The organism is Rhizobium sp. RSm-3 (assembly GCF_001854685.1).
Lineage (GTDB): Bacteria > Pseudomonadota > Alphaproteobacteria > Rhizobiales > Rhizobiaceae > Rhizobium > Rhizobium ecuadorense.
Map to the genome: position 1 here is coordinate 144,980 of NZ_MAWZ01000008.1, position 15,756 is coordinate 160,735.

Here is a 15,756-nt window from a genome sequence, read left to right on the forward strand (position 1 = left end):
ATTATCATGGGCAATTCTATCGGGAGCGGAAGCTCCCCGACGACGTCGGCGTCAGGTCCGGCGGTCATCAATCGTTTCTTTTCCGGCTCTGCCTGGATCGAAGGCGCTGCCTTGGACCAGCTCGACGAGATGTCGCGCCTGCCGGGTGTTTCGGAAATCGCCGCCTTTCCGGATCTGCATCCCGGCAAATATGGTGCGACCGGCGTCGCCCTGCTGTCATCTCGGCTGCACCCGCTGCTGATCGGCAACGATATCGGCTGCGGCATGTCGCTGTTCGGCCTCGATCTGCCGCTGCGCAAGCTGAAGACCGACAAGGCGGCGGAGCGGCTTCGCCGGCTTGACACGCAGCCCATCGGAGAGGGGCGCGAGTGGCTCGCCGAGATAGGTCTGGCGGCCGATCTGGCGCCCGATGCCTTGGGCACGATCGGCGGCGGCAACCATTTCTGCGAGCTGCAGGCGGTGGAAGATCTTGCCGAGGGCGGGCGCGCTGCCGGTCTCGACGATCAGGGCCTTTATCTACTTGTTCATTCCGGCTCGCGCGCCCTTGGCGCCGCGGTTTTCTCAGAGACATTGGCTGCTCATTCGGGACTTGCCGCCGGTCTGGATCCCGGTTCGGAGGCGGGTGCTGCCTGGCTTGCGAGCCATGACCGCTGCGTTGCCTGGGCATCGCTGAACCGGCGACTGATCGCAGTGCGGGCGGCTCTAGCACTTCGTGCCGACCTGCGTTTCATCGCCGACATACCGCACAATCTCGTTCGCCGCTCAGATCGCGGGTTTGTGCATTATAAGGGCGCTGCGGCCGTCGCCCCCGGCGAACTCGCGCCGATTGCGGGATCTCGGGCCAGCCTCAGCCATGTCGTTGTCGCGAGTGCCGACATCGGCCGTTCGCTCGGTGGCATTTCTCATGGGGCCGGCCGCAAATATGACCGCGCCACCATGCACGGACGGGTCGGCCGCAACCGGTCCGAACGCGAACAGTTGCTGCGCAATTCCTGGGGCGGTATCGCGATCTGCGACGATCGTGCCCTCGTCGTCGAAGAAGCGGCGTCGGCCTACAAGGATGCCGGACAGGTGGTGAGCGATCTCGAAAAGGCGGGGCTGATCGTCGGGCTTGCCAGCCTGCGGCCGCTCGTCACCTTCAAGAAGGCGGTTGATGAGGCGGAGGTCGAACAGCGCCGGCGAAAGCCTGAATATCGCAGGGAAGGAGGGCGCGGCCATGAGCGCTATTGATCTTCTCGTGACGTCGGGCAACGGTCCGGTGGAGTGCCGGATGGCGCTCTCCGCACTTCTCGGCATCCTTGAGCGCGAGGCTCTCGGGCTTGGCTGTGCCTTCGAAGCCAGCCTCGGTCCTGTTCCGGATCAGCACGGTGCGAAGTCGGCGATCGTCAGCCTCGATGGTCTCGAGGCGGAACGGATTGCCAACGGCTATTGCGGCACGATCAGGTTCACCTTCAAGAGCCCGGTGCGTCCCGGTCACAAACGGCAGAACTGGTACGTCGCGGTTCAGCGTATCGAACCCGGGCCGGAGGGTGGCGAGGTGACGATCGATCCGGCCGACCTGCGTTTCGAGACGCTGAGAGCCGGCGGACCGGGCGGGCAGCACCAGAACACCACCGATAGTGCCGTGCGTGTGTTGCATCGGCCAACCGGCCTGGTGGTGACGGCGCGTGACGAACGCTCTCAGCACCGCAACAAGGCCTTGGCGCTTCGGCGTCTCGAAGCGATGTTGCATCAAATCGAGGCTGAAAAGCAGGAGGCGGCCAAATCCGGACGCTTCATCGCCAACCGGACCATCGAGCGCGGCAACGAGGTCAAGGCGTTCAAGCTGTGATCCGCTGTGTCGCTCTGACCACATAATAAACGGCGCCCTTCTGTAAAGGGCGCCGCCACCTTCAGCCACGGTCTCTAAAAATAGTAATCCCGTTCGATGCCGTCATAGCGGCCGGATCGCAGGCAGCAATTCTTGAAACCGTCTCCTGGAGCCGCAGGGACAGGGATCGTTGCGGCCGAGTTTCTCGATCAGTTCGACATCGCCATGAACGATCTGCGAACCGCTTTTGACCCGGGCTTCGGATGGGAAGGATTTACGCCGTTTCGACGTGACCTCAAAAGCTGAAGTCGGTGAGGTGTTTGCGAGCCATGGCTGCCTCCTCTTCGGTTGCACGCTGCGATGGTGCAGCATGATCCCCCTAGATCCATTGCGGGCTCGGTGCAACGCCGCGGATTAAATTTCTCCGCGGCGTTGCAGGCCGATCACTCCGCGGCCTGGCGGGCCATCGGGTTGTTCGGGTGCGTCGTCCAGTTGGCGTAGTTCGGGTCGACCACCTTGCCGGTGCGCTTGTCGAGAGTGCCGGCCGGAACCTGCTCCATCGTGATGCAGTTCTCGACCGGGCAGACACTGACGCAAAGATTGCAGCCGACGCATTCCTCGTCGATCACCTCGAAATGGCGCAGGCCATTGACGACGTTGGTGATCGCCTGGTGCGAGGTGTCCTCGCAGGCGATGTGGCAGCGGCCGCATTTGATGCAGGCATCCTGGTCGATCTTCGCCTTGGCGATGTAGTTGAGGTTCAGATACTGCCAGTCGGTGACGTTGGGCACAGCGCGGCCGGTAATGTCGTCGAGGGTCTTGTGGCCCTTTTCGTCCATCCAGTCGGAGAGGCCTGAAATCATCTCCTGCACGATCTTGAAGCCGTACGTCATCGCCGCGGTGCAGACCTGGACGTTGCCGGCGCCGAGAACGAGGAATTCGGCAGCGTCCCGCCAGGTGGTGATGCCGCCGATGCCGGAGATCGGCAGGCCGTAGGTTTCGGGATCACGGGCGATCTCGGCCACCATGTTCAGCGCGATGGGCTTGACCGCCGGGCCGCAATAACCGCCATGGCTGCCCTTGCCGCCGACCGTCGGGTTGGGGGCGAAGTTGTCGAGATCGACGGAGACGATCGAGTTGATCGTGTTGATCAGCGAGACGGCATCGGTACCGCCGGCCTTGGCGGCGCGGGCCGGACGGCGGACATCGGTGATATTCGGCGTCAGCTTGGTGATGACGGGCATGCGGGTGTACTGCTTGCACCAGCGCACGACCATTTCGATATATTCCGGCACCTGGCCGACGGCAGAGCCCATGCCGCGCTCCGACATGCCGTGCGGACAGCCGAAATTGAGTTCGACGCCATCGGCGCCGGTCTCTTCGACGAGCGGCAGGATCGACTTCCACGCCTGTTCCTCGCAAGGCACCATGATCGAGGCGATCAGCGCCCGATCCGGCCAGTTCATCTTGACCTGCTTCATTTCCCTGAGATTGGTGTAGAGGTCGCGGTCGGTGATGAGCTCGATATTGTTCAGGCCAAGCAGGCGGCGGTCGGCGCCCCAGATCGCGCCGTAGCGCGGGCCGTTGACGTTGACGACGGGTGGGCCTTCCTCGCCCAGCGTTTTCCAGACCACGCCGCCCCAGCCTGCCTTGAAGGCGCGCTCGACGTTATAGGCCTTGTCGGTCGGCGGCGCCGACGCCAGCCAGAACGGGTTGGGCGACTTGATGCCGACGAAATTATTGCGGAGATCAGCCATGGTTCATTCTCCCCTTCAAGCGACCGCGACAGCCGGAGCGGCGGCTGCGGACAGGGTGCGATGGATGGATTCAGCTGCGTCGCGGCCATGGGCGACGGCGGAAACCGTGAGGTCGTCGCCGCCGAAGACGCAGTCGCCGCCGGCCCAGACGCCGTCGAGCGAGGTGTGGCCTTCGACATCGACGGCGATACGGCCGGATTCCATGCGCAGGGAACCGAGGCCGGAGGCATCAAAGCTCTGGCCGATCGCCTTGAAGATCTGGTCGGCGGCGATGACGCCGGTCTCGCCGGTGCCGATAAGGCGGCCGTCGACAAGCTTGGTGTACTCAACTTCGATGGCGGCGACCTTGCCGTCCTGAGCGAGGATCGATTTCGGCGCCAGCCAGTGGCGGATGATGACGCCCTTGGAGCTTGCCAGATCCTGCTCGTATTCCGAGGCGTTCATCTGCTCCTTGCCGCGGCGATAACAGATCGTCACCTCCTCGGCGCCGAGCAGCTTGGCCTGGACGGCAGCGTCGATCGCCGTCATGCCGCCGCCAAGAACGACGACACGGCGGCCGATGGCGATGTCGCTCTTGTCTTCGGCCTGGCGGAGTGCGGCGATGAAATCGACGGCGTCGTCGACGCCGGCGAGGTTTTCGCCGTCGATGCGCAGAGCATTGACGCCGGCAAGACCGATGCCGAGGAAGATGGCGTCATATTGCGCCTGCAGATCGGCAAGCGAAAAATCGCGGCCGAGAAGAGCGCCGTGGCGAACGTCGATGCCGCCGATCGACATGATGTAGTCGACTTCCTTCTGAGCGAAATCGTCGACCGCCTTATAGGTGGCGATGCCGTATTCGTTGAGGCCGCCGGATTTTTCCCTGCCGTCATAAATGGTGACGGAATGGCCCTTCACGGCCAGACGATGGGCGGCGGCAAGGCCCGCTGGGCCCGCGCCGACGATGGCGATCGTCTTTCCTGATGTTTCAGCCCTGGCATAGAACTGCCTGCCGGCCTGCATGGCGGCATCGGTCGCATAGCGCTGCAGGCGGCCGATCTCGACCGGGCGCTCTTCGGCGGTGTTGCGCACGCAGGCCTGTTCGCAGAGCTCTTCGGTGGGACAGACCCGGGCGCACATGCCGCCGAGGATGTTCTGATCGAAGATGGTCTTGGCCGAGCCGATCGGATTGCCGGTCGAAATCTGGCGGATGAACAGCGGAATGTCGATCGAGGTGGGACAGGCCGTCATGCACGGCGCGTCGTAACAGAAATAACAGCGGTCGGCGGCGACCAGCGCCTCATGATTGTCGAGGCGCGGATGAAGATCGGAAAAATTAGCCTCATACTCGGCGGGCGAAAGCCGGCCGGCATGAATCCCGGTTTCCAGTCGTTCCATTGAAGTTCCCTCATTATTGGTAAACGGCCTGTGAGGGAAAGCGTAACTCAGGTTTAAAAATTTATCAAACGGTAAAATTTTGACGGTTTTGTTTTGGGCGCCGTCCGATAAGTAACTGTTTTATCAGTTTAATTTTCGGAGGCGCCCGTTGCTGAAATGATCGGGCGTATGGCCGGAGACGAGCATCCGAAAAAAGATTCAAAAAAGTCGATTTTTTTTGTCCGCGGAGGGAACCAATGTCTGAGGTCGTCGTTATTGCGATATCCGGATGGTGATCGCATCGACCCAACATGCGCGCCCCCAACCCACTATCCGGACGTACTCACGGTCCCCTCCCGGTGAGTGAAGACAGCCGGTGCGCCGCCCTCGCACCGGCTGTTTTTCCGTTCGGCTGTAGTGTTTCCCAGACTTTCACACCCGCTTGAAAATCTCGAATTCGGTTTCCGGAATGGTCAGACGATATTCGATGCGGCCGGGAACGAGGTTCAGCTCCGCCTTGCCGTTGACCGACGAGGGTACGACACGCTCGAGCACGGTGCGGCCGAAGCTGTTGTCGCTGAATTCGTGGACTTCCGACTGGTTCTGCAGCACCTCCGCCCAGGTTACTTCGATCGCCTTTCTGTCGCCGATCATGGCGTCGCGGCAATTCAAGGTGATCGAGGCGGCGCCACCGGATATCGCGCCGTAGGACGCGGAGTTGACGATGAGTTCGTGCAGGGCGAGCCCGAGATGCACGGCGGCATTCGGCGTCAGATGGGCGTTGATGCCGTAGATCGGCATCGAGCCGGCCGTTTCCGGCCAATAGGGCGCGAATTGCTTTTCGGCCAGTTCGAACAGATAGGCGCCGCGCCAGCTCGAATCCGTGATCAGATCCTGCGAGTTGGAAAGCGATTGCAGCCGGCCGCGGAACTTGAGGAGGAAGCTCTCGAGGGAGAGCGTGTTGCGCGCCGTCTGCGTGGCGATGCCCTGGATGATGGCAAGAAGGTTCTTCGAGCGGTGCGAGAGTTCACGCAGCAGCGATTTCAGCACTTTCTCACGATGCCGGCTTTCGGTGACCTCCGCCATGACCGACAGAAGTCCATGGGTGCCGCGTTTGCCGGTGCGCTGGATTTTCAGCTCATAGGTGCGCATTTCGCCGTCGACGTCGATCTCGACCTCGGCATTGTTGGGGATTCCGGTTTCCAGCACCTTGTGTTTCAGCGCCGTCAGATACCGGCCGTGCGCGTCGCCGAACAGGGCGGCATCGCCGCCGCCCAGCGTGAAGAGCGCTGCGAAATGCGGCGGCAGATTTTCGGCATAGAAGATTGACAGCCGGGCATCCTGGCAGAGGATTGAAATCCCGGCGCTGCCGAGCGCGCGCTCCATCATTGCGGCTTTGCCCTCGAAGGTGAAAGGCGTGCCGGATAATGGTTCCGTCGTATTCACTCGGCCGCCTTTCCTTGTGACATCTTGCCTTGTGACATCTTGAACGTCGCTGACGGAGCGCCCTCAAGAGACGCCGCCCGTCAACTCTAGAACAAAGCGCTGCAAAAACCGTTAAGGCCAGCGGAGCGTCCCGGTAGCACCGGAACGCCTGCTTTGGCGATTTGGTTCCGAAGGCCGGAAAATTGCGTCTCAGGCGGCCACTTTGGTCGATTCGTTGAAGAAAAGAGCTTGGCTGATCAATGCCTTGACCATGTCTGGGTTGAAGGGTTTGGTGACAAGGAAAGTCGGTTCGGGGCGCTCGCCGGTCAGAAGCCTTTCCGGGAAAGCGGTAATGAAGATCACCGGCACGCTCGACGTCTTGAGGATGTCGTTGACGGCGTCGATGCCGGAGCTGCCGTCGGCCAGCTGAATGTCGGCCAGCACCATGCTCGGCTTGGTCTTGTTGTAGAGCGCGACGGCCTCGGCATGGGTGCGGGCTATGCCGGTGACCCGATGGCCGAGGCTTTCGACCATTTGCTCGATATCCATGGCGATCAGCGGCTCGTCCTCGATGATCATGATATCGGTCGCAACCTGGCGGGAAATCTCCTGCGAGGCCATGTCGAGCAGACGCATGACATCCTGTTCGTCGAGTTCCAGGATTTCGCCGATCTCGGCGACGCGGAAATTCTCCACGGAGGCGAGCAGGAAGGCCTGGCGGGCGCCCGGCGAAACCTTCGAAAGGTTCAAGGTGGCGCGCTGTTCCCAGGCATAGGGCGAGGTCGGCTCCGGAATCTGGATGGCGGTGGAACCAAACAATTGCGTAAACAGTTTGTAGAGTGCCACCCGGTCATTCGCCGTATCCGGGAAAATAGTGAGATCGGCGATGATAGCTTCGAGAACGGCGGCGACGTAAGCGTCGCCCGAAGTCTGAGTGCCGGTCAGGGCGCGGGAATAGCGGCGCAGATAAGGAAGGTGCGGCGCAATTCGAGTGGAAAGTGTCATTAAGGGCTCCCGTATGCAGGCCGGTCATTGGCTCCAATGACCGGTTAACGTCGCCTTGATAAAAAAGTTCCGGAACGGCAGGAACTTTTTTTGTCGCGCCGCATTATTCAAGCCGACGAAGAAAGGGCGTAGCGTTTTGACCCATGCAGCAAAAAATGCCAGCAACATCGACAATCGAAGGGTCGGTGTCGATGGTTGAAATCGTGATCAGCCCCATGCGCGCCCCAACAGACAACCGGCGAGAAGACGAATTGATGACGACACGCAAGAAAGAAGCAGCCGATCAGCGCAAGCTGGAGCTGCGGGCAAGCGACATACTGGACCCGAACAATCAGATCGGCGTCAGGCTGCGGTCGCTCTATGCCTCCGCGCAGGAGGAGGCGATTCCGGATCGTTTTCTCGACCTTCTCGAAAAGCTCGACCATGCCGAAATGATGGCTTCTGCCAAGATGGCCGAATAGGATCGTCCGCATGGAAGAAAAAACGCAACCCAGCTTCAAGCGGGAATTGCTGGCGGCCCTCCCAAGTCTCCGCGCTTTCGCAATTTCGCTCATCGGACGGCATGATCGTGCCGACGATCTCGTCCAGGATACCATTATGAAGGCCTGGGCCAAACAGGATCATTTCGAGATGGGCACCAATATGAAGGCCTGGCTCTTCACGATCCTGCGCAACGAACTTTATAGCCAGATGCGCAAGAGCGGCCGCGAGATCCAGGACAGCGACGGGCTGTTCACGGAATCGATGGCGATGCACCCCTCGCAATACGGCGCGCTCGATCTGCAGGACTTCAAGAAGGCGCTCGACCAACTGCCGCCGGATCAGCGCGAGGCGATCATCCTCGTCGGCGCCTCGGGTTTCTCCTACGAGGAAGCGGCCGAAATCTGCGGCTGCGCCGTCGGCACCATCAAGAGCCGCGTCAACCGCGCCCGCCAGCGGCTGCAGGAACTGCTGCAGATATCAGGCGAAGCCGATTTCGGCCCCGACGCCACCTCGGCACCGCTGACGTCGAAGGCGTTTGCGTTTTGAGAAAGTTATGATTGCGAGCAAGCCGGCTGCCTGTTGGGGCGCCGGCTTTTTGGGCTGTCGGTAAGCAAGAGGGGTGTTGCGTATGTATTGCGGGCGCTACTCTCCCCTCCCTCATTCCTGTGCTTGTCACAGGAATCCAGCCACGGCGCGTCCGCGCCGTGAATGAACCAAATCGTCACGAAAAAAGTCTTTCGCGCCCAAGGACTTGGGCGCACTGGATTCCTGTGACGAGCACAGGAATGAGGGAAGAAAGGTAGGGGCTCCACCTCTTCGGATTCGGAGGGGCGGTCGGATGCAAGAGGATCAATCCTCCCGCTTCGACCCCACCAGATTGGCCGCGACGATGGCCGCCAGCACGCCCGCGGTCAGCAGCGGTTGAGAGCGGATCAGGCCAATCCCCACTGTCGCCAGAGATTCCAGCGCCGCGCGGCGTTCGCGGGCGCGGCGCTTCTCCTGGGCATTCATCACCGCCATCACCACCAGTGCAATGATGGCGAGCAGCAGCGCGCAGGCGGCGAGGAAAAGAACGGCGCCGAGGGCGCCGTAGATGCCGGCGAGCCAGATGGCGCCGGCGGTGACGGCCAGCGCGTAGGCGGTGAGGAGAAAAAGTGCGGCGAGCGCGATGAAGATGCTATTGCGCTTGGCGCGTGCAACGGTCCGGTGCACGCTTGCGCCCGTCAGCAGGCTGAGGATCGACAGCATTGCGCTTCCTCAGCGGCGGGCGAGGAAGGCGATGGCGAGGCCGAAAACGGCAGCTGCGCCGATGGTTGCCAGCGGATGTTTGCGCACGGTTTCGCGCATTTCGGTGGCGCCGAGTTCATAGCCCCGCTGCAATTCGCGCAGCAGATCCTCGCTGCGGCCGAGCAACTCCTCATAACCGGCGCCGGCCTGGCTGCGGATTTTCTCGCTTTGGTGACGCGAACTCTTGCCGACGAGGCGCGTCAGTTCCGCGAGGTCGTCGCGCAGCGCCTCGATCTGCTCCTCGATGCCGGATTCCAGATTGTGGAAGGTGCCGTTGCGGCGGCTGCGGCCGGACTGGAAGATAGAATAGCTCATGGCTGTCTCCATTGGCTGGGGCGCGCGCAAGCCCGCCTATTTCGCACTGGGGTCACCACCGTCCGTTGCATAAGAGATATCGCCCGGCATTGACCCAGATCACTGCCGAAAACGTGCCGGGCGCTCAAAAGTTCCGCCGCATGCGGCGGTTAGCGCTCGGAAATGGCGCTGTGGGCGAGCACGAAGGGCGTGCCGTCGGCCGGCAGCTGGTTGATCCGCAGCGCGCAGCCGAAAACCGACAGCATCGTTTCATCCGTCAACACGTCACCGATGCTGCCGGCGGCGGCGAGGCGGCCGGATTTCATCAGCACGATGCGGTCGGCAAAGAGCGCCGTCAGGTTGAGATCATGCATGACGGCGATGACGCCGCCGCCGCGTTCGCAGAAATTGCGGGCAAGCGTCATGATCGTCAGCTGGTGGCTGATGTCGAGGCTCGAGACCGGCTCGTCGAGCAGCAGCCAGCAGGGTTTGCCGTCGACGACGGGCTCGGCGATCTGGCAGAGCACGCGGGCAAGCTGAACGCGCTGCTGCTCGCCGCCGGAGAGTTCCTGATAGAAACGGCCTTCGAAGCCGGTCAGGTCGACCGATGCAAGTGCTGCCGCCGCCGTCTGCTCGGCCTTGTCGGGATTGAGGTTGATGCCCGATGTCAGGCCCATGCGGACGATCTCGCGCACGGTGAAGGGGAAGGAGATGGTGCTTGCCTGCGGCAGCACGCCGCGAAGGGCGGCAAGCCGCCAGGGCTTCAGCTCTTTCACCTCGTCGCCGCCGATGCGCACCGAGCCACCATAGGCAAGCTCGCCGGAGATGGCTTTCATCGTCGTCGTCTTGCCGGAGCCGTTCGGCCCGGCAATCGCCGTCAGCTCGCCGGCCTTTGCCGTGAAGGCGACGTCGTTGATGATCGATTTGCCGGAAAGGCGCACGGAGAGGCCGGAAACTTCGATCATCTTGTCACTCACGACAGCACTCACAGGGCAAGGCGCGAACGCTGCCTCAGCAGAATCCACAGGAAGAATGGCCCGCCAACCGCCGCGGTGATGATGCCGATCGGCAGCTCGGCCGGGGCGACCAGGGTGCGCGCCAGGACATCGGCGAAGATCAGCAGAGAGCCGCCGAGAAGGGCTGCGGCCGGCAGCAGGAAACGATGGTCCGGACCGATCGCCATGCGCAGGATATGCGGCACGACGATGCCGACGAAACCAATGCCGCCGCTGGCGGCGACGGATGCGCCGGTCGCCGCGGCGACGCCTGTTATCGCGACATTCTTCAGCCGCTGCACCGGCACGCCCATATGAAAGGCGGCGGCCTCGCCGAGCGTGATGGCATTGAGGCCGCGCGCCATGAAGGGCAGGGCGGTGAAGGACAGGAGAATGATCGGGCTGGCGGCGGCGATCTTCGTCCATGTGGCGCCGGCCAGCGAGCCCATGCTCCAGAATGTCAGGTCGCGCAGCTGCTGGTCGTTGGCCATGTAGATCAGCAGACCCGTCATCGCCAGGGCAAGCGCGCTGAGAGCGATGCCGGCCAGCAGCATCGTTGCCACCGAGGTCTGGCCGTGGCGGGTGGCGATCCTGTAGAGCAGCAGCGTCGTGACGAGACCGCCGCCAAAGGCGGCCGCCGGCAGGGCATAGATGCCGAGAAGTGCCTGAAGCGGCGCTGCAAGGCTGCCGCCGAGCACGATCATGGTGACGGCACCGAGGCTTGCACCGGAGGAGACGCCGACAAGGCCGGGATCGGCCAGCGGATTGCGGAACAGGCCCTGCATCACCGTGCCGGAAACGGCCAGCGAGGCGCCGATCAGGAAGCCGAGGATCGCTCTCGGCAGGCGGATGTCGAAGATGATGATCCGGTCGCGCGTGCTGAGTGCCGCCTCGGAACCGGCCATGTTGCCGATAACGTCGAGGATCGAGGCATCCGAGGCGCCCGTCGTCACCGAAAACAGCATCGAGAACACGGAGCCGATGACGAGCAGCGCGATGACCAGCAAGGCGAGCCGCGTTCTGTCGCCCGCCTGCCGGTTTACGCGGATCTCCGCCATCGGGAATGGTCGCCTTCGTTCCATCATGGCTTGCGGCAGGGCCATGATCAGCCCCCGTAGATCGCCGCGTTGAGTTCACGCGCGGCGGCTGCTGTGCGCGGGCCGAAGCCGAGCAGGTAGATGCCGTCCATGCGGATGATCGCCTTCTTCTCGCCAGCCGGTGTCAGCGCGATCGCGGGCTGGGCCAGCAGGTCCTCGTTCTTGGTGCCGGCGCCGTCGCCGCGGTTCATCATCAGGATGATGTCGGGCTTGGCTTCGATGATCGCCTCGTCCGTTAGCGGTTTGTAACCCGGGAATGCGCCGACGGCGTTGATGGCGCCGGCGAGCTTGACGATACCGTCGGCCGCCGTGCCGGTGCCCGATGCCATGATCCGGCCGTTCTGGGCGCTGAGGATGAAGAGAACGCGCTTGCGCTCGGCCTCCGGACGCTTTTCGGCCTCGGCGATCGCCGCGTCGAGATCGGACGCCACCTTTTGTTCAAGCGCCTTCGCCTTGTCGGATACACCGAGCAGCGTGCCCACACGGTCGATCTTGGCGATGATGCCGTCGCGGGTAAAGGGGCTCGGCACAGTCTCGAAGGGCACGCTGGCATTCTTCAGGACGGCCAGCGCCTCCTTCGGGCCCGAACCCTCGACGGCGATGATCGCCGTGGGGTTCATGGCAAGGATACCTTCCGGCGAGAGCGCCCGCATGTAGCCGACGTTGGGCAGCTTCAGCGCCGCCTCCGGGTAGATGCTCGTCGTGTCGCGGGCGATCAGCCGGCTTTCCTCGCCGAGCGCATAGACGATCTCGGTGATATCGCCGCCGACTGAAACCAGGCGCGACGTGTCGAGCTTCTTGTCCTCGGCATGGGCGGCGCGGACGAAGGCGAAGCCTTTGACCGCCGGTACCGACGGGTTCAGCGGCAGCGCCATGACGGCCGCCGTCAGGGCCAGCTGCCCGGGGCGAATCCTTCGCAGATTGTTACGCATCGTCATCGCTATGATCCTTATGCGGCGACACTTGCTGCCCGCGGTAGATTTTCCATGATCTCGCGCCACTCGGCGCGTTCGTCGGAACCTTCCTTCCGCTTGCCGAAGAACTGGATGATCATCTCGCCCTTGGCATTGTAAGCCTCCAGCGAGGTAACGTGGCCGTCCTTGGTCGGCTTGCGCACGGCCCAGGTCTCGGCGATGTGATCCTGGCGCAGATGCAGATGGAAGGTCGGGTCCATGATATTGATCCATGGGCCCATGGCCTGGACGTTGAAGATCGGGCCGGAATGGATCTGGACGATGCCGTCATTGGCGACGAAGCACATGATCGGCGGGCCGGATTTCACCGAGGCATGCATCATCTCCGCCGTCGCGCTGTTGTCGAGCTTCCAGGCATAGTCGTCGCCGACGCTGCGCACGGCCGCCTGGCGGCCGATCTTCAGGCGCTTGAGCATGCCGAAGAACTCGTGGGTATCGGTGAGCCTGCTCCAGTTGTCGCGCAATTCGTCGCGGCTGACGTCGGCGGTTTCATCGACGATATTTGAGGTCGCGGCCTCGACGAAATCCTGCGACTGGTCTTCCAGCTTCAACGCGGCAACCATCGCATGATAGGCCTCGACGTTCGAATTCGGGCGCAGGTGCACCTTGTGCACGGCGGTACCCGCCTTGTCGAAATATTGCAGGCTGAGGCGCACCTGGTCGCCATCCGTCTTGGATACGGCGAAGCCGTGTTCCCAGCGGCTTGGGAAGATACGCAGATCGATATTCTCACCGAGAACGATGGCGGCCTGCACGCCCGACTTGATGTTTTCGAAGACGCCGATCTTTTCGTGCACGGCACTTTCGTTGCGCGACAGCGCCATCACTTCGCCGAGGCTCGCTACGCGTTCGAGAAACTTCAGCGCGCTGCCATCGATGCGGGTGACGCTGATGCCGGTTTCGGCGGCGACGAGGGCCGCCTCGGAAATCTTCAACTGAGCGGCGATATCGCGCTCGCGCAGCTTCGGGTTTTCGGCGCGAAACGCACGGATTTCGGCTGGCGCCGGTCTTGTCTGTTCGGTCATGTGTTACCTACTATTGGCCCTACTTATTGAGAATGAGCTTGCCCTGGCGGGTGATCTTCAGGCGATAGATCACGCCGTCGTGTCTGATCATGATCTCGTTCGCGCCGCGGAAAAGATCCGCGCTTTCGACGATCCGGTGCTGCGCCGCTGGCTCGCTCGGCAGCGGCACGTGCTTAAAGTTATCTGGCTTTTCAACCATCATTTCGGTTGGCAATTCCGTGAGGCCGGGGTTCTGGGCTCCCGGTTGTGGTGACATTTATCTTGACTTTCTTACTCATAGTTTTTTAAAGACGCAATAGGAGACTATTATAGTCAAGTTTTCGAAATTGCTGATACGAGCTGCCTGCGGGCTGCTCGCAACGATGACGGAGAAGGTTTTATGACAGGTAGGTTTGCGGCTGTTGCGGCCGGCATGGCGATGACGTTTTCAAGCGTTTGTCAGGCGCAGGAGGCGGCACCGGCAGCCTCCCTCGATGTCGAACTCAATGCGCTGGCGCCCTCGCAGAAGGGCTGCATGATGACCTTCGTGGCGTTGAACCAGCTGCCGGCCGCCATCAACAAGGTCTCCTTCGAACTTGCCTTCTTCAACGACAAGAATGCCGTCGACCGCATCACCGTGCTCGATTTCCGCGATCTGCCGCAGGGCAAGAAGCGGGTGCGCCAGTTCGATATGCCCAATGTCAAATGCGAGAGCGTGACGCGCATCCTCATCAACGACACGCCCGTCTGCGACGGGCCGGCGGTGGGCGAATGCATGAAGGGCCTCGTCACCCGCTCGCAGATTTCGGTTCCCTTCGAGGGCTAAGATAACGCCGGGGATGATCCCCGGCGGACATGTTTCAGGCTGTCCGAGGCGTAGACAATGGCGATTTCAGCGAAAACCAGATCGAGACAGGTGCTCATCGGGGAGGCGGACGCCGATAACAGCCTGAACGACAACACGCCCGGTATGCATCCCGGCCACGAGCTTCCGGAACTGCGCAACGCGCCGCGGCAGCCGGCCGGCGAAACGGTGATCCACTACGCGCGTTTTGCGCAGATATCCTCCTTTCCCGACCATCCGGAAACAGCGTCGGCTGCTCCTCTCTCCGCGCCTCCGATGGATGCCGCGGTAGAAAAGCAGGAAGACGAAAGGAAGCCGGTGCGACGGCGGGTGGCACTCACCTGTGCCGGTTCGTTATTTTTTCATGCTGCGTTGGCCGCCACGCTATTTATGGTTATGCCCATGCCGTCGGATGAGACGCTGATGGAGGCAGGCGACGCGATCAGCATCGTCATGCTCGGCAGTTCCGACGCCGATCAGAGTGCGGCCGGCGAGACGGAAGTGACCATACAGGAAGAAGTGGTTCCAGAAGCCGTCGAACCCGACACGGTCACGGCAGTCGAAACGGCGAAAGTACAGCCGGAGGCCGTTCAGCCGCAAACCATCCAGCCGGCTGACGCGGAGCCGGTCGAAGCCCTTCAGCCGACACAGGAGGTTACACGCCAGTCGGCGGAAACGGTCACGACCGCGGAACCGGAAGTGCTCGTATCGGAAACCCCTGCTGAAACTTCAGTTGTGCAGCCAATGTCGACAATGGTGCCGGAGCAATCTTCAGACATGCCGATAATATCCGCGCAGCCACCGGTCGCAGCCGCGGTACAAGCCGAGCCGGAAGAGATCAAGCCTGTCGAGACTGCCGCAATTTCCCCTGAACCCCAATTGCCAGCACAGACGGTTACACCACAGCTGAAGCCGAAGCGGGAAAAGCCCGCGGAAAAACAGCCGGCGGAAAGAAAACAGCCGCCGAAGCAGGCGAAAGGTTCAGAGGGAGATGCCCAACAGGAGGCACGCAGGGGAGCTGCGGACGGGCAAGCAAACGCCAATTCGAATGATAATTCGCGCACGTCGGGTGGGAGGAATGGAGCTGGCGGCGCGTCGGAAGCCAATTACAAAGGTAAGCTTGTTGCACGGTTGTTCCGTTGCGTTGACCGAATGGAGTCGCGGTATCGCACGGCTCATGCAACCTTGACTGTTCGCATCACCGTAACTCGCGACGGCGATATCACCGCATCCGGCATCGTCCGCGGCTCAAGCCTTCCAGGGGTCGACAGCGCCGCACTTGCGAGGGTGGCTTCATGCAATCTTCCGGCCATGCCGGATGCCATGACGGCGTCCTCGCGGAGCTACACCTTTCCGGTTCAGGTCACCCCGCGATAAAATATGATAAAAATAATCAACTTTATACTTTACTCTAAAAATCAGGTT

The 15,756-nt window shown here is 62.0% G+C and carries 18 protein-coding genes; 6 read left to right on the forward strand and 12 right to left on the reverse strand.

Annotated features, from left to right (window positions below):
* The first annotated feature begins 6 nt into the window (after positions 1–6).
* Both BBJ66_RS10990 and prfH read left to right on the forward strand, forming a co-directional pair.
* Positions 7–1,230 carry an RNA ligase RtcB family protein gene (locus BBJ66_RS10990; RefSeq protein ID WP_071086928.1) on the forward strand — a complete coding sequence of 408 codons (1,224 nt, stop codon included), beginning with the start codon at positions 7–9 and terminating at the stop codon, positions 1,228–1,230.
* Entirely contained in the window at positions 1,217–1,831 is a 615-nt protein-coding gene (gene prfH, locus BBJ66_RS10995; protein ID WP_071086930.1) for a peptide chain release factor H, read from the forward strand. Before BBJ66_RS10990 ends, prfH begins: the two co-directional genes overlap by 14 nt.
* A gap of 102 nt (positions 1,832–1,933) precedes the next feature.
* On the opposite strand, the gene BBJ66_RS33045 is transcribed toward prfH, so the two are convergent.
* The 5 genes from BBJ66_RS33045 to BBJ66_RS11015 all read right to left on the reverse strand — a co-directional run bounded on the left by BBJ66_RS33045 (position 1,934) and on the right by BBJ66_RS11015 (position 7,353).
* Positions 1,934–2,182, reverse strand: a complete 249-nt coding sequence (locus tag BBJ66_RS33045; protein ID WP_081278570.1) for an SEC-C metal-binding domain-containing protein — start codon at positions 2,180–2,182, stop codon at positions 1,934–1,936.
* Between the two features lie 71 nt (positions 2,183–2,253).
* On the reverse strand, positions 2,254–3,567 hold the full coding sequence (gene preA / locus BBJ66_RS11000; RefSeq protein ID WP_071086934.1) for an NAD-dependent dihydropyrimidine dehydrogenase subunit PreA: 1,314 nt from the start codon (positions 3,565–3,567) through the stop codon (positions 2,254–2,256).
* A 15-nt stretch (positions 3,568–3,582) separates the two neighbouring features.
* Positions 3,583–4,944, reverse strand: a complete 1,362-nt coding sequence (locus BBJ66_RS11005; RefSeq protein ID WP_071086935.1) for an NAD(P)-dependent oxidoreductase — start codon at positions 4,942–4,944, stop codon at positions 3,583–3,585.
* 411 nt (positions 4,945–5,355) lie between these two features.
* Positions 5,356–6,309, reverse strand: a complete 954-nt coding sequence (locus BBJ66_RS11010; protein WP_071086989.1) for a sensor histidine kinase — start codon at positions 6,307–6,309, stop codon at positions 5,356–5,358.
* Positions 6,310–6,558: 249 nt separating this feature from the next.
* Positions 6,559–7,353, reverse strand: coding sequence for a response regulator (locus BBJ66_RS11015; protein WP_049731633.1), 795 nt, complete (start codon positions 7,351–7,353; stop codon positions 6,559–6,561).
* A 254-nt stretch (positions 7,354–7,607) separates the two neighbouring features.
* On the opposite strand from BBJ66_RS11015, the gene BBJ66_RS11020 reads away from it, so the two are divergent.
* The gene (locus BBJ66_RS11020; protein ID WP_007630755.1) at positions 7,608–7,814 is read left to right on the forward strand and encodes a NepR family anti-sigma factor; all 207 of its coding nucleotides are present in this window, start codon (positions 7,608–7,610) and stop codon (positions 7,812–7,814) included.
* Between the two features lie 10 nt (positions 7,815–7,824).
* Entirely contained in the window at positions 7,825–8,382 is a 558-nt protein-coding gene (locus BBJ66_RS11025; protein ID WP_049731632.1) for an RNA polymerase sigma factor, read from the forward strand.
* Positions 8,383–8,685: 303 nt separating this feature from the next.
* Here the strand turns inward: BBJ66_RS11025 and BBJ66_RS11030 are convergent, their stop codons facing one another.
* The 7 genes from BBJ66_RS11030 to hemP form a co-directional block, all read right to left on the reverse strand.
* Positions 8,686–9,084, reverse strand: coding sequence for a hypothetical protein (locus BBJ66_RS11030; RefSeq protein ID WP_071086937.1), 399 nt, complete (start codon positions 9,082–9,084; stop codon positions 8,686–8,688).
* Positions 9,085–9,093: 9 nt separating this feature from the next.
* Positions 9,094–9,438, reverse strand: a complete 345-nt coding sequence (locus BBJ66_RS11035; RefSeq protein ID WP_049731630.1) for a DUF883 family protein — start codon at positions 9,436–9,438, stop codon at positions 9,094–9,096.
* A 149-nt stretch (positions 9,439–9,587) separates the two neighbouring features.
* A complete protein-coding gene (locus BBJ66_RS11040) occupies positions 9,588–10,382 on the reverse strand; it encodes a heme ABC transporter ATP-binding protein (protein WP_071086939.1) in 795 nt (264 codons plus the stop codon).
* Positions 10,383–10,402: 20 nt separating this feature from the next.
* Positions 10,403–11,515 carry a FecCD family ABC transporter permease gene (locus BBJ66_RS11045; RefSeq protein ID WP_064840385.1) on the reverse strand — a complete coding sequence of 371 codons (1,113 nt, stop codon included), beginning with the start codon at positions 11,513–11,515 and terminating at the stop codon, positions 10,403–10,405.
* A 2-nt stretch (positions 11,516–11,517) separates the two neighbouring features.
* Positions 11,518–12,447 (reverse strand): heme/hemin ABC transporter substrate-binding protein, encoded by a 930-nt coding sequence (locus tag BBJ66_RS11050; RefSeq protein ID WP_071086940.1) that lies wholly within the window; start codon positions 12,445–12,447, stop codon positions 11,518–11,520.
* An 11-nt stretch (positions 12,448–12,458) separates the two neighbouring features.
* Positions 12,459–13,508, reverse strand: a complete 1,050-nt coding sequence (locus tag BBJ66_RS11055) for a hemin-degrading factor (RefSeq protein ID WP_071086948.1) — start codon at positions 13,506–13,508, stop codon at positions 12,459–12,461.
* 19 nt (positions 13,509–13,527) lie between these two features.
* Positions 13,528–13,710, reverse strand: a complete 183-nt coding sequence (gene hemP, locus BBJ66_RS11060) for a hemin uptake protein HemP (RefSeq protein WP_049731625.1) — start codon at positions 13,708–13,710, stop codon at positions 13,528–13,530.
* A gap of 177 nt (positions 13,711–13,887) precedes the next feature.
* On the opposite strand from hemP, the gene BBJ66_RS11065 reads away from it, so the two are divergent.
* Together BBJ66_RS11065 and BBJ66_RS11070 are read left to right on the forward strand one after the other, a co-directional pair.
* On the forward strand, positions 13,888–14,313 hold the full coding sequence (locus tag BBJ66_RS11065; RefSeq protein ID WP_049731624.1) for a hypothetical protein: 426 nt from the start codon (positions 13,888–13,890) through the stop codon (positions 14,311–14,313).
* 57 nt (positions 14,314–14,370) lie between these two features.
* Entirely contained in the window at positions 14,371–15,708 is a 1,338-nt protein-coding gene (locus BBJ66_RS11070) for an energy transducer TonB family protein (protein ID WP_071086951.1), read from the forward strand.
* Positions 15,709–15,756 lie beyond the last annotated feature (48 nt).

What these genes read in the sequence shown, in the direction of transcription:
- BBJ66_RS11070 (WP_071086951.1), top strand. Translation starts at nt 14,371, where the DNA reads ATGGCGATTTCAGCGAAAACCAGATCGAGACAGGTGCTCATCGGGGAG.
- BBJ66_RS11035 (WP_049731630.1), bottom strand. Translation starts at nt 9,438, where the DNA reads ATGAGCTATTCTATCTTCCAGTCCGGCCGCAGCCGCCGCAACGGCACC.
- BBJ66_RS11045 (WP_064840385.1), bottom strand. Translation starts at nt 11,515, where the DNA reads ATGGCCCTGCCGCAAGCCATGATGGAACGAAGGCGACCATTCCCGATG.
- BBJ66_RS11050 (WP_071086940.1), bottom strand. Translation starts at nt 12,447, where the DNA reads ATGACGATGCGTAACAATCTGCGAAGGATTCGCCCCGGGCAGCTGGCC.
- BBJ66_RS11030 (WP_071086937.1), bottom strand. Translation starts at nt 9,084, where the DNA reads ATGCTGTCGATCCTCAGCCTGCTGACGGGCGCAAGCGTGCACCGGACC.
- BBJ66_RS11005 (WP_071086935.1), bottom strand. Translation starts at nt 4,944, where the DNA reads ATGGAACGACTGGAAACCGGGATTCATGCCGGCCGGCTTTCGCCCGCC.
- BBJ66_RS10990 (WP_071086928.1), top strand. Translation starts at nt 7, where the DNA reads ATGGGCAATTCTATCGGGAGCGGAAGCTCCCCGACGACGTCGGCGTCA.
- BBJ66_RS11025 (WP_049731632.1), top strand. Translation starts at nt 7,825, where the DNA reads ATGGAAGAAAAAACGCAACCCAGCTTCAAGCGGGAATTGCTGGCGGCC.
- BBJ66_RS11065 (WP_049731624.1), top strand. Translation starts at nt 13,888, where the DNA reads ATGACAGGTAGGTTTGCGGCTGTTGCGGCCGGCATGGCGATGACGTTT.
- BBJ66_RS11015 (WP_049731633.1), bottom strand. Translation starts at nt 7,353, where the DNA reads ATGACACTTTCCACTCGAATTGCGCCGCACCTTCCTTATCTGCGCCGC.
- BBJ66_RS11040 (WP_071086939.1), bottom strand. Translation starts at nt 10,382, where the DNA reads ATGATCGAAGTTTCCGGCCTCTCCGTGCGCCTTTCCGGCAAATCGATC.
- BBJ66_RS11055 (WP_071086948.1), bottom strand. Translation starts at nt 13,508, where the DNA reads ATGACCGAACAGACAAGACCGGCGCCAGCCGAAATCCGTGCGTTTCGC.
- BBJ66_RS33045 (WP_081278570.1), bottom strand. Translation starts at nt 2,182, where the DNA reads ATGCTGCACCATCGCAGCGTGCAACCGAAGAGGAGGCAGCCATGGCTC.
- hemP (WP_049731625.1), bottom strand. Translation starts at nt 13,710, where the DNA reads ATGATGGTTGAAAAGCCAGATAACTTTAAGCACGTGCCGCTGCCGAGC.
- BBJ66_RS11020 (WP_007630755.1), top strand. Translation starts at nt 7,608, where the DNA reads ATGACGACACGCAAGAAAGAAGCAGCCGATCAGCGCAAGCTGGAGCTG.
- prfH (WP_071086930.1), top strand. Translation starts at nt 1,217, where the DNA reads ATGAGCGCTATTGATCTTCTCGTGACGTCGGGCAACGGTCCGGTGGAG.
- BBJ66_RS11010 (WP_071086989.1), bottom strand. Translation starts at nt 6,309, where the DNA reads ATGGAGCGCGCGCTCGGCAGCGCCGGGATTTCAATCCTCTGCCAGGAT.
- preA (WP_071086934.1), bottom strand. Translation starts at nt 3,567, where the DNA reads ATGGCTGATCTCCGCAATAATTTCGTCGGCATCAAGTCGCCCAACCCG.